Here is a 12,428-nt window from a genome sequence, read left to right as displayed (position 1 = left end):
AGCAATTGCGCTGGGAGGCGCTCGATCTGGAAGCGGTCGCGACCGCGACCCGCCTTCTCGCTGCGGGCTACGGCTGCGTCTCATGGGCCTTCACACCCGGGACGGGACGCTTGGTACAGGGTCCGCCCCGTCCGCAGCTGGCCGTCGGGGACATCGTGGTCGATCGGGTCGACGCGGAGCACTTCGTGTCGGTTTCGGACGGAAAGACGGCGTCCGCGCTCTGTGCCGGAGACTCAGGCGGACCAGTCTTCTCGGGCGTGAGCGCAGGTAGTCTGGACACGCCGCGGGTCATCCGCGGCATAGCGAGCCAGAACCCTGCTGCCGTAAACGAGGTGCGGTCCTACTTCACGTCGCTATCCACTCCCCGTTTCCGCAGATTCCTCGAGTGCTGGATGGGTCGCCATCCGGCCGCGCAGGTCCGCGTCAGGGATCCGCGTCCGCCCCCGTCCCGAGGAGCTGCCCATGAAGCCCGCACGCATGACGGCGTCGCTGGCCGTGCTGTCCCTAGCCGTCTCCGCGGGAGCGTCGGCGCAGACCGCGGCGGTCGGCGATGCCGACGCGATCACGCTGCGGGCGACCCGTGCCGAACCGCCTGCCGACCTGGTGCGCTTTCTGGCGCTGAATGCCGAAGGCACGCGCCTCGACAGGGCGGACTTTCCGAGAGTCGGTGAATTCGGGCCGAGGCGCGTGTTCAGGACCCTCTGCGGAAAGGTGCTGCCCGCCTACGAGGCGAGCTTCCGGACGCGGAACGGACTTGCGCCGGATGCCGACCTGGACGCGGTGATGGGCGATGCGGCCTATGGGTATGTGTGGCCTGCATGCCTCTACGTGAGCGACGTGACAGACGACGCCATCGTCGAGCCCGGTGGCGACCTGGGGTCCGTGTTCCTGGCGCGGACGGGGAGAACGGGCGGCCGTGATGAGCTGCGGCGGTTCTACGGTCGGAAGGACATCGACAAGGTGAAGCCGGGCGAGGTCCTGAACGGTGCGTTCGCGACCGGCGCGGTCCGCTTCAGGTCCGCCCCCGGCACCTCCGACTTCGCGAACCAGGTCCGCGATTACTCGAAGGCGTTCGACGCCTTCTCGAGAACGGCGGCGAGAGAGATCTCCGAAACTATCGCGAAGGACGCGGGCGGAGAGATCCTCCTGGCAGCGGCCGAGGACGACGGCGCCGCGAGCTATTCCCCCCCTCCCGACTGTCCTGCGTCCGCGCCGCCTCCAGTCGACGTCGTCCGGCTGAAGAGCGCCATTGCGACGCTTGGCGACGTCCAGAAGAACAATTCGGTATCCGTCTGGGTGCTGGACAACGGCTTCACCGCGGCCCGGCTGGAGCCGGACGGCATCCGTTTCGAGCCTCGCTTCCCGGCCCGCCGGTTCAGCGTGGAGGACCTGCCGGACGGCACGCCGACGATCGGACCGAGGATTCGCACCTCGGATGCCGGGCCGGATCTGGATGCCATCGTGATACCGGCGGCAGGCACGCCCTGGTACGTCTCGGGCCACGGCACGCACGTTGCCGGTACCATCATCGGCAGCGCGACGCTGGACGATCCGGCCTTCTTCGATCTGCAGCCGGACGATTCCTGGCTTCGCCTCACGATCGTGCCGCTCTCGGCCGGGGGGCGGGAAGTGTCCAGCATGGCGCTGCGCGCCGCGACGTCCAAGGTGGATCTGGCGAAGGCTTCGGTGGCGAACCTCAGCGTGCGCTACGATTCCGACGTGTCCGCCGCTCTCGTCGCGGCGATCGACCGCAATCCCTCCACGCTCTTCGTCGCGGCGGCCGGCAACGATGGTAGCGACGTCATCGCAACCCGGCAGGAGCAGCGGACCGTCTTCCCCGCGCGGCTGGGAGGGGATACCGCCAACGTGATCTCGGTCGCGGCCGAGGACGGTAGGGGATATCTGACCAAGTTCACCAACCGCAGTGCCGAGCATGTCGACATCGCGGCGCCAGGGTGCGGGATCCCGTCGTGGATCGCAGATGAGCGTATCGAGAGGCTTAGCGGAACGTCGCAGGCCGCCCCCCTCGTCACCTTCGCCGCATCGCTGCTGTCGCGCTACCGTCTGGATGCGAGGCGCATCAAGCGCAGGATACTTCTGAGCGGCGATCTGCTCGCGGGATCGCTCGAGCTTCAGGGCGAATCCTTCGCCGCCGTAGTGGCAGACGACGCCTCCGACATTCCCATCTACTCGCGCTCCCGCCTGAACGTCGCGAAGGCCCTGCTCTTCCGCAGCGACTATCTGCGGGCGACCGTCGGGGTCGAGGGCAGCCTCGACAATCCCCGCAGGACGGTCGAGCTTCTCGGCATCCTCCATACGCAGGGCGATCTGCGCTGCGGAAGCCGCGACGTCGACACCCGCATGATCCTCGCGCTCAAGCGGAGCCTCGCGTTCGGTCTTTGGTGCTTCTCGAACGGTCGCCGCAGTCCGACCCGCGTAAGACCGGGCGGTACGCCGGAAATCGAGTTCACGGTGGTGAGGCCGTTCTCGCCGAGCGTAGCTCCCCACCTGGCCCGGCGCCCTGGACCACCATCGTCGTACCGCTGGCGGATCTGCAGGAGTTCGTCCGCTCCGATGCCAGCATGACGTCAATCGAGGGGGGATCGTGATGCCGACGAAGAGGATAGTGCAGGCGGCACTGGGAGCGCTGGTCCTGGGGGGATGCACCACCACCCATCTGCAGACGGGAGTGCCCGCCGCCGGCAAGATCACGCAGGGAGCCGTCTACAACCTGCCGGAGGTGCATTACGACGTCGAGGTGCGGCGAACGCTGGTGGAGTGTCCGCTTGCGCCGGACGACGCACACCCGTCGGCGCTCGGCAAGGTAGTCTTCGAGGTCAGGGCGGGCCTCGCCGCCCGGACGGTTGCCGGCGAGGAGGTCGCCATCGACTACGCCGCGCTCGCCGACTTCATGAAGATCAGCGACTTCGGCTATGAACGATACCCCAGCGGTATCCTGAAGTCGGTAAACGTGACCGTCGACGATCGAACCGCGGACGTGGCGGCGGAAGCCTTCAAGGCGGCCATCTCCGTGGGCAAGATCGCGATCGGTGTGCCAGGCGGCGGCGCAGTCGCCGCGGAAGCCGTTCCGACGACGGCCTTCCTTGCATGTTCGGACACCGCGGCCCAGGCGCTCGCGGAGCTTCCCCGTCTCCGCGGCGGGATCAAGGTCGCCGAAGCCTCGCTGAAGAAGGCCAAGAAGGCCCGTGACGACTTCGCGTCCGACCATCAGGAGGCGCAGAGGTCCCCTGAGGTCTCGGCAAAGGCCGCCGACCTCCAGCGCGACATGCGGCTGGCGAGCGAGACAGCGTCCGACGCCAACGAGGCGGCGGCCAAGGCCGTCAGCCAGCTCACCCTCGTCTCCCGCAGGGTCTACGAGCCGGGCGAGACGCTGCGCTCCGAAGCGGATGCGCTGGCGGACGCGACCGCCGACTCGACGAAGCCGCAGGACGTCGTGGTCCTGCGCACCTTGGAGAAGGATCAGGGAAACCCCAGATGGCTGGTGCACCGCCTCGGAAGGAACATGGCGCTTGCCCAGGACCGATCTTCGGAAGCGGCCTGGGTCTCCGCGACCAACGAGGTGGAACGGACACGCGCGATAGCCGCAGCGCAGGGCTACTGGTCCGACGATGCGACGGCGCGACGCGACGCGCTTGGACAGGTCGTCGCCGGTCTGACGCAGGCTCAAGTGGTCATTGTCTCAGGACCGCTGACCAGGCGCTCAACGGCGCTCCAGCTTCCTGCCGCCCCTACGTGCGGTGCGCCAGGGGCCCCCCGCTGCGGCATCGTCTACCGCACGCGGGCTCAGGGCCGGGTCCGCGTCTGTCGGCCGGGCGGCGATGCGGGCCTGCCGGACGACAGGACGTGCCTGGAGATCGCGGCCTCGGACGACCGCGTTCTGGCAAGCGACGAGCGGGCCATTCCGCAGCTGGGCCACCTAGCGTCTCTCGGCCTGACGAACGGACCGTTCTCGAACAACGTCCTTACGGCCGAGTTCGCCGAAGACGGCAGTCTCGTGAAGTTCGGCTACCGGAAGCCGCGTGCCGAGGCCGTCGCGATCGGACAGACCATCAATGGAGGTCTCGACGCAGCCACGAGCCTGATCGCCTACGGCAAGGGATCCGAGCTCCGCACGCTTGCCGCCGAGAAGGCGGAGAACGATGCGAGGGCGGCACTGCTTACCTCTGCGATCCCGCTGAAGCAGCCATCCGAACAGACGAAGATCGAGAACGAGACGCGACTGTTGGAGGCTGAGCGCAAGCATGTCGAGGAGGAGATCCTACTCAGGAGGAAGAGGCAGGAGCTGAAGGCGCTGGACGCGACTGAAGGCTCATCCGACTGATCGCCCTCGGTCTGCGTCCTTTCGGCTGGCGTCGACCAGGGCCGCCGGCTTACCAGCCTCGCGGACGCCGCGCGACCCGTCTGATCCATGACGAGGGATGACGCACTGCTGCCGAAGCCGCATTCGCATTCGCATTCGTCCGCGGAAATCGGCCTTGGGAGTGGAGCATCGGGGTGCTGGACCGACCGCCGGCTGTCGGCCGTTCGTCTTCGACCAGCCGATGGGCGTCTATTCTCGGACGTTCCGCGCAGGGAGTCTGAAAGATCTCGAGCGGTTCGCGACCCGGCGTGACGGCGAGCGCGTCGCGCGTGCAAGTGTGCACTTGCACGCCGCTGGCCGAGCGCGTGCTCGCAGGGCAGGATCCGAGCCGACTCCCGTTCGTTTTCACCGATCCGGTAGTACGGTCGATCAAGGCATCTTCGATCACGTGTCGGGCCGCATCATGAAAGCGCGCATCACCATCGCCATGGGGCAAATAGCCTGCCAACGGCGAACGGGCGTGCGGCTGCACACAGGACCGGCGTCTCTAGCGAGCATTTCGCACAGGGTGTCGTATGCGACCCCCGATCGGCGAACGCGATACAGGCGGGCGTCGGCTCGCCTGCCGAGGCAAACTAGGTCGATCGGCCCCGCCCTACGGCGCAGCGAAAGCGGCGTGAAACCGGAGGGAACACCGCGCCTTCATCGATACTCGATAGCACGAACTCGAGCCGCCTGGCAGCCGGGTCCATTCAGACCGACGCGTGGCAGATCACTGTCGCTGGAGTGCCGTCGGCCGTCGGATGGCCTGAAATATCAAGGATGGCCGGCGCCATGCGTTGGAACCGGCAGGCTGCCTGGTGCATGCGCGTGGGCGGGTCATCGTCGAAGCCGCCCCTCAGACTTGCGGCTGACCTGCGGCGATTGCGTCCTTCGGCTGAGTGCGCCACGAACGTCCGGTGAGTCTTCTCGACTATCTCGAGGCCTTCGATGCCGACGAACTGGCGATGCCGCTGATGCATTCCACCGCGACCGCGATCGGTGCCCGGATCATCGTCCAGGGCGAACTTCGCACGCGAAGCTGCAGGGTATACGGGACCGACCTCCTCTACCTCTTCTACGGCCGTCCAGCATTCAAGCCGCTCCCGGGACTCGCGCCCGGCGCCATGTCCGAGCACCTTCCATGTGCCTGATCCTGGATCCGGCGCTGCTCGGCAATGCGCTCAGGATCCTGCCGTTCGACAGCGGCGGCTACGACCGCTACGCTCCGCACATAGGTCCGCTGCTCGACCGGTCCGACTTCGAACTGGGTTCGCGTGGCGATCTGCCGATGCGACTGGTGCGGGCCTTCTTCGACAGCAACGGCAACTACTTCCGGTCCCGGCCGACGGCGGACGCCGACGGCATCTCCATCGCGCACGAGGCTGCAAGGGCATTCGCCCGCCTCAGCCGTGACCAGTCCATCGCGGACGACGACGATCGCAGGTCGACGATAGAGGTGCAGATCGCCAGGTCGGTCCCGCTGTCGGGTGCGCTCCGGGCCGTGGTCGCGCCGGCGTCGCTGCTATCCGACCTCCCCATAGCCGCCGCGCTGGCGGCGATGCCGGACGTCGTGCCGATCTCGTACGAGACCTACGGACGGCACCAGCCGTCCGCCTACACCGGCCTGCTGTACGATCACGTCGCAAGATACCTCGTCTCGCAGAAGGTGATGTCGTGACGCCTGATGTCCGCACGCTGTCCGACTTCGTCGATCCCGGCGGAGCGATGCTCGGGTTCCTCGTGCCGCTGTTTGGCGACCGCCGGTCTAACGCGCCGCTCGTTCAGATCATCGGGGACGATGGCACGATACGCGGCTTCGAGCCGTACGAGGTCCCAGACGCTACGACGCTGCGTGCACCCCATCTTGTCGTCCGCGCCGGTGATCACGCCGTCCACGCCTTCGCATTCGGTCGGCACGACGTCGTCCTGGTCGCCGATCACGTCGGTCTGGAGGAGCTGACGCGTCGGATCGACGACCCGGTCCTTCTCGAACGCCCCATGCTGGCCGTCGAGCTGGCAACGTTCCTGCGTAGAGACGACCTGCTCGTCGACCGGGCGATCGAGGTACATCGCAGGCTTCGGCAGACCTCCCGGAAGGCGGCCGATACATGGCGCGACCTCAGCATCCTCACCACCGCTGCCGCCGACGGCTGGGAGCGGCCCGACACCCGGCGTCTCGGCGCCTGGCCGGCTCGATCGTCGCAACCGCGCGCGATGGCGTGATCGAGATCTCCGGCCTGCCCCGCACGGTCGAGCCGGCGCGCGTCGACGAACTGAAGGGCGAAGTCCTGCGGCTGCTCGACGACTTCGTCGCCCTCTACCCCCGCCCTGCGGACGGATGGCGGCTGATGCTGATGCCTGCCTTGCCAAGGAGAGGACGGGCGCCGGATGCGGCGGTGCTCGTCGTGGCCGAGAAGGCGGTCAGCCACGACTGGCGGCCCGCCCTGGATCTGCGGATCTTCAGGAAAAACGGCCCCGAATTCGCGCAGGTGGTCGAAGAGACGAAGGCTCCGCTGTTCGTCGCCTACGATGGCGATGATCCGGATCAGATGCGTCGTGCGCGAGGCGACTGGACCGTTCGGGACATGCACGCTCTGGCGATAGGCTCGACCGCCGCCGCCGTGCGAAGCGCTGGCGAGGATCGGACCTGGCGGACGACGCATGTCGTCGCACCGGGAATACGAGCGAACGGCGCAGGCCGCGACAGAGGGATTCTCGCTGCCCTGGAGCTTGCGATCGCGGCCGAGCTCGACCGGGTGGGATCCGATCTATCGTGGCCGTTCGGCGCCGCCATCCTTCTTCGCGCCCAGGGGACGGGACCCGATGCGCGCTCGGACGGGTGGGCCGCCCTCTACGATCGTTCATGGTCGATGGGGCTTGCTCCATGGCGCAGCCTCTGTCTCATGCGGTCGGGTGACGATCCGACCATAGCGACCGGGGAGGACTGGACCGCTCATGAGCTGCTCGAGGCCGAGAGGCCGATCCGGGGCCCGGCGATCGAGCGAGTCATGGCCATGTCGCGCGCGACCGCGGCCATGCTCGTCGATCTTAAGCCACGGACGTCCGACGACCATGTCCACCATCGGCGTGCGATAGTGCAGCTCATGAAACGACAGCACTGGTCACCTGCCGACCGCGATCATCGCGATGAGGACCTGCCGATCAGGCTCACTGGCAACCTGGGTGACCTGAACATGCGATTCGCGGAACCCATCGGGCGCATCGCCCCGGAGGTCCATAGTTCCGACGACGCGACGCTTTCCGACCTGAGGCGGCTGAAGGGCCTGGTAGTGACCTGTGGTGCCACTCCGGCCAGCGTCCTGGCGCAGCTGCGCACGACCGACGAGCTCGCCGTCGACGTCCGCGACCTGATTGGGATGGACCCGCGGACCACGACTCCGCTGTCCGTGATCGGACACCAGCTCAAGCGAATGGTCATGGGTCTGCACTCCCCGTCACGGACCCGTTTCTTCGCCATGGTCGTCAGACAGGCCTTCGAATACGGACGCGTAGAGGCGACGGCAGGCCCTGCCCTGGCCCAGGCGCTGAGCGATCCTGAACTCGGATCACGATTGCATCTCACAGTACGGACGACCACCCACACCGTAGGCGCAACCGTGGCGCAGATGCGCCTCGTCGACCGGGCGAGGGGCAGTACCAGCCGCCTCGACCCGTCGGGCACGTTCCGCATGATCGTCACGCCGGATGAGGTGATCCTGGAAGACCGCCCTTCCCGCTAGCTGCCGATCAGACATCGAGGTCCAGCGTCGCGACGTTCCACTATCCCGCCACCCATCATGTCGACAGCGGCCGCCCGCCCGACGAATCATGCTCGCGCGTGGGCTTCCCGTCCGGAGCATCACGCCTCGTGATGGCCAAGGACCGGCAAGACGAGAAATATTCGCTTCGCGTCGGACCTTGTATGCACATTTGTGGAAGTCGGCTGCCGATGCACATGTGTGCATAGACCGTTGGATTATGCACACATGTGCATAATGGGGTCGATTATGCACATGTGTGCAAACGCTTCGCCGCGCGGATGCACATGTGTGCATCCGTCGCACCTTAGTCGCACTCCGGGCCTTCTCCCGTAGCGATCCGAAAAAACGGCCACCACTAGGACGGGCGCCGCTCTGCCAGTATGGTCACAGTCGTCCTTCCGACAGAAGGTCAGACACTCGGCGGCGACACGCCCCCCCGCCGAAGCAAAATCGCGGGCCAATTTAAAGTTTCGCAACCGGCGGCGCAGTTGATACTGACAGGATGAAAAGTCCCAGTTCCGGATCAGGTCTGAGATGCACATTTGTATGTGGCGTCATCGATGCCCCCATATGCAAGGTATGGCCGGGACGCTTCAGAAGGGCCTGACGCATGCCACGTCGTTTCGATGGGGACAAAGTATGGAAATGTCTTGGTTGCGTATCACCAGGTATCAGGCCCGCCACAGTGGACAAGGTCCGCTTCCCCGATGTTTGATCTAGACGCGTATAGAAATTGCGCGTCGAAATTACCAAGCGACGCGAGCCCATTTCGATCGAGAATGACAGCTCGCCGGTTGTTAAACTTTAAGAGGCCACGTTCACGCAGCGTGCGCAGTACGCGGTTTACATGGACGTTGGTCAAACCCGTCGCCTCCCCGATGTCCACTTGGGTCAGTGGCAGCACAAAGCTATCGTCTTGAACAAGACCAACCATCTCGAGTCGAGCATGTAATTCGCAAAGGAGGTGAGCAATGCGCGCCTCTGCCCCGAGACGGCCGAGTCGAAAACCCACTCTTTATGTATCGCAGTGTCTAGTAGTGAGCTTTTCCATAGAGCTAGGGTCAAACAGGGACAACGTTCGATTGTCCGGGCTAGCGAAGTATGATCGTAAACAGCAATTTTTGCCGCGCCAATCGAGACGATCTCATTGTCGAGGCGTTTAAGCTGAAACCCATCTAGATCGACAAAGTCTCCCGGTAGATACATTCCAACCGTCTGCCGCTTTCCCTGAAAATCATTCAAAGACCGGCAAACAAAGCCCTCAAGTAACAAAATGCTACAACGCACCCGGTGTCCTCGACGGACTAACACGTTTCGCGCGGAAACTTCCCGAATGTCAGTGATGGCATCCTCAATCGCAATTTGGACTTCAGGACTCAACCGATCACGACCACGCCCCATCAGGAATTTTCGCGAGATCATTTGTTCTTACCCGATGCAACTTTTGGCAATTGCTTTTGCAAGATTGCGATAGGTCAAATAAAAGTTTATCTGATCAATGATTCACTCGACTGATTCTCGTAAGCTATTTGCCATAGCCATAGCGCTCTCAATCGCGTCCAGCGCTTTACCAGAAAGCGTCAGCAAATCATCGATATTACCTTCACCATCACCAACTATATACCCTATTTGCGTGAGGTGCATTAGCCAACGCGATATGACAGTTGGTGGTATATCGTTCCGGTCACTAACGTCACGCGCAGTGAGACGGCGACCGCGGGCGTCAGCGACAAACAGTTCCAGCAACAGATCCCACCCAGGCTCTCCAAACAACTCTCGGGGCAGTATCTCAGAACGTATTCTACGAAATTTCAGTATAGCGATTGCGGTCGCGGTCGCGCGATCTCCATTTTTCATATAATTCTCACGGTTACCAGATACATTGCCATCCGACCGATCACATGAAAATTGGATTAGCCTTTTAAATGCCCGTATAGGTCACCGAACTGTACCCGTGCCGCATCGAGGGTAGCGGCGAGAACGAAGTTTCCTTCGCGATCGGCAAACGCGATCAGCGCGTCGAGGCTTCGGGCTAGCGCCTCCAGATCAGCCCCCGGCACCATTTCCTGCATCCGTAACCTCCGCATCCGCCCGCTCTCTCAAAGCCGCATACTCTGCTGCCATATTTAAATGCAGCACTTTAACGATGGGGTCAGTGGCGAGCGACGCCATATCAAGCTCCTGCTGCGCACGCATCGCGTAATATTGATTATCAGCTATCGCCGCCATTTGCTCCCTCCAAAGACTTTATCTGGAAGCCATACAGTATATTTCTGCGAATTGATACCTCTTGCCTCAGGACGCAATCTGATTAAATTCTGGCCTTCGCCAGCCGTTAATTAGGCCCCTACTCAAGATAGAGATTTCATTTAGCGCGCTTGACATTGCTGATACCGGAGCGCCGCGATGACAGCGGGCAGCCATTCAGCCGGTTGAATGGTTTTGCTGGGCTTGGGAGGATATCTCAAGCTCGGCGATGGCTCCTGCATATTCGCCCGCCGATTGGGCAATTGATCATGCATCGATCTGTTCGAACCAGACTAGGCTGTTTGAAACGCCGTTTCTCGATGCATTCTCAGATCTTGCTGACGGTGGAAAATAGCACCTGCCGTCACATTCGACCTGCCACCGGATTTTCATTAGACGACGACGGCAACGGCTACACGTACGGCAGGCGAAGCATGCTGTCAGCCACCGCGGAGACATCGCAGCAGGCGGCGTCCGGAACCCAGATAAAAACGGAAATCTTGTCCCGCATCGGACCTAGTATGCGCATGTGTGCAAGTTGGCGCCGTTTATGCACATGTGTGCAAACCGTGTCGCGCGAAGATGCACATGTGTGCATCGGACGCTGGCACAGCTAAGGCCGCCTCCAGAAGCAACTGGATGATCGTCCCGTGTAGGCGTCCATCGTAAGCGTGGACTATAGGACAATCGCTCGACGATTCGGGCTAGCACGTCGCAGATCAGGACGACGGCCGCCCAATCCGCCTGGAGCCACCGCGGACGGCGGCGCCCCCACGCACTCTGGTGAAGCAGGCTCGCCGTTCAATGCCAAGCCCTCCAGTCCACGAAGTCCCAGATCTGAAAAGCGAAAAATCTTTGTGCCGCATCGGTCCCAGTATGCACACGTGTGCAAGTGATCCCCGATGCACACATGTGCATAAATCAAGGAATTATGCACATGTGTGCAAAAAAATCGCCCTTTATGCACACATGTGCAAACGCCGGCGACGCACGGATGCACATATGTGCATCCGTAGAGTTCAAGAGGTTGCCTGACGTGCCCCGAGGCGAGACGCCACCCTGCAAAAACTTTACGATTTTCCGAATTGACAAAGCCGCGACGACGTGTATCGCTCGCGCGCTGCGCACCCGCGCTCTTCTTATCCTTCTTACTTCTATCTCTTATCATACTTACAAGGAGATGAGAGACTCTCCGCGCGCGTACGTATACGCGCGTGCGCGAGACACCTAATTTTGAATCGCTACGGACCAGGCCATAGCTGAAGCCCATTGGCTCCACCCACATTGCGACATGGTTCCAAGTAAGTATCTATAGGCTCGTGGATCCTGCACTCTTTCCAAGGGGTCCAGGCCATCCGCAGGATATTCGCAACGCGGAAGGACCGCCGGCGGCAGCCGGCGTGCCCGCGCGTTTCGCCGCCGCGTCCGGTCCATGTCTCCGGCGGACGTGGCGCTCCCGCCGTCAGCCCTGCCGGTCGAGGTCGCACCGCGAATGCAGGTCGGCGCCGACGACGTCCCGGGCGAGATCGGCCAGATGCGCGTGGTGGGTGAAGAAGAGGATCTGCGTCGAGCCGGCAAGCTCGGCCAGCACCTCGAAACCGGCGCGGGCGCGGGCATCGTCAAAGTTGATGAATAGGTCGTCGGCGAGGAACGGCAGACGAGATCCGGCCTCGACGGACTGCTCCACGGCCGCGAGGCGGAGGGCCAGGAAGAGCTGGTCGGCGGTGCCGTCGCTCATGGCGTCCACGTCGATGGCCCGACTTCCGTCTTCGGTGACCCCGAGAAGACGGGGCGTCGACGAGTCGTGGTCGATCCTGAGATCCGAATACCGTCCAAGCGTCAGGCGACGGAAGAGCCCTCCCGCCCGTGCGAGCAGCGGATCCTGCCGCTCACGACGGTGACGCTCCACTGCCCAGCGCAGTGTAACGGCCTGCGATCGCCTGAGCAGATAGGCCTCCGCCTGTACACCCATCTCAGCGCGGGCCTCCTCCGCTTCCGCGGCGGCGGCCGCGGCACCGTCGCCATGCACGTCCAGCGCCGCGAAGGCGATGCGGGCG

Annotated in this window: 9 protein-coding genes and 1 pseudogene; 6 read left to right on the top strand and 4 right to left on the bottom strand. The window is 63.6% G+C overall.

All coding sequences use genetic code 11. The features are described from left to right. The first annotated feature begins 603 nt into the window (after positions 1-603). The 6 genes from NI18_RS09930 to NI18_RS09905 all read left to right on the top strand — a co-directional run bounded on the left by NI18_RS09930 (position 604) and on the right by NI18_RS09905 (position 8,103). Positions 604-2,586, top strand: a complete 1,983-nt coding sequence (locus NI18_RS09930; protein ID WP_157840514.1) for a S8 family serine peptidase — start codon at positions 604-606, stop codon at positions 2,584-2,586. Between the two features lie 22 nt (positions 2,587-2,608). Further along, positions 2,609-4,342 carry a hypothetical protein gene (locus NI18_RS09925; protein ID WP_128082176.1) on the top strand — a complete coding sequence of 578 codons (1,734 nt, stop codon included), beginning with the start codon at positions 2,609-2,611 and terminating at the stop codon, positions 4,340-4,342. Positions 4,343-5,280: 938 nt separating this feature from the next. Beyond that, the gene (locus tag NI18_RS09920) at positions 5,281-5,514 is read left to right on the top strand and encodes a hypothetical protein (protein WP_037529800.1); all 234 of its coding nucleotides are present in this window, start codon (positions 5,281-5,283) and stop codon (positions 5,512-5,514) included. Further along, positions 5,505-6,041, top strand: a complete 537-nt coding sequence (locus NI18_RS09915) for a hypothetical protein (RefSeq protein ID WP_037529798.1) — start codon at positions 5,505-5,507, stop codon at positions 6,039-6,041. The genes NI18_RS09920 and NI18_RS09915 overlap by 10 nt, the downstream gene beginning before the upstream one ends. Then, a complete protein-coding gene (locus NI18_RS09910) occupies positions 6,038-6,586 on the top strand; it encodes a hypothetical protein (RefSeq protein ID WP_037529797.1) in 549 nt (182 codons plus the stop codon). Before NI18_RS09915 ends, NI18_RS09910 begins: the two co-directional genes overlap by 4 nt. Further along, entirely contained in the window at positions 6,583-8,103 is a 1,521-nt protein-coding gene (locus NI18_RS09905; RefSeq protein ID WP_037529795.1) for a hypothetical protein, read from the top strand. The genes NI18_RS09910 and NI18_RS09905 overlap by 4 nt, the downstream gene beginning before the upstream one ends. Before the next feature lie 682 nt (positions 8,104-8,785). On the opposite strand, the gene NI18_RS26845 is transcribed toward NI18_RS09905, so the two are convergent. The 4 genes and pseudogenes from NI18_RS26845 to NI18_RS25030 all read right to left on the bottom strand — a co-directional run. After that, positions 8,786-9,058: a helix-turn-helix domain-containing protein gene (locus NI18_RS26845; protein ID WP_306286341.1), complete on the bottom strand. Its 273-nt coding sequence runs from the start codon at positions 9,056-9,058 to the stop codon at positions 8,786-8,788. A 569-nt stretch (positions 9,059-9,627) separates the two neighbouring features. Further along, the gene (locus tag NI18_RS25645; RefSeq protein ID WP_198526991.1) at positions 9,628-9,870 is read right to left on the bottom strand and encodes a hypothetical protein; all 243 of its coding nucleotides are present in this window, start codon (positions 9,868-9,870) and stop codon (positions 9,628-9,630) included. A 300-nt stretch (positions 9,871-10,170) separates the two neighbouring features. Further along, complete coding sequence (locus tag NI18_RS24320) at positions 10,171-10,353, bottom strand: hypothetical protein (RefSeq protein ID WP_128082175.1); 183 nt, start codon at positions 10,351-10,353, stop codon at positions 10,171-10,173. 1,480 nt (positions 10,354-11,833) lie between these two features. Beyond that, a pseudogene (locus tag NI18_RS25030) lies at positions 11,834-12,428 on the bottom strand (chromosome segregation protein SMC); the annotation flags it as partial.

The sequence above is a fragment of the Sphingomonas sp. Ant20 genome (assembly GCF_000783375.1).
Taxonomy (GTDB): Bacteria; Pseudomonadota; Alphaproteobacteria; order Sphingomonadales; family Sphingomonadaceae; genus Sphingomonas; species Sphingomonas aerolata.
The sequence above is the reverse complement of the archived record's forward strand: the minus strand, read 5'-3'. Positions and strand labels throughout refer to the sequence as shown.

Bases quoted from the DNA above. Each gene is read 5' to 3' on its own strand.
- NI18_RS09925 (WP_128082176.1), top strand. From the start codon at position 2,609: ATGCCGACGAAGAGGATAGTGCAGGCGGCACTGGGAGCGCTGGTCCTG.
- NI18_RS26845 (WP_306286341.1), bottom strand. From the start codon at position 9,058: ATGGTTGGTCTTGTTCAAGACGATAGCTTTGTGCTGCCACTGACCCAA.
- NI18_RS09915 (WP_037529798.1), top strand. From the start codon at position 5,505: ATGTGCCTGATCCTGGATCCGGCGCTGCTCGGCAATGCGCTCAGGATC.
- NI18_RS24320 (WP_128082175.1), bottom strand. From the start codon at position 10,353: ATGGCGGCGATAGCTGATAATCAATATTACGCGATGCGTGCGCAGCAG.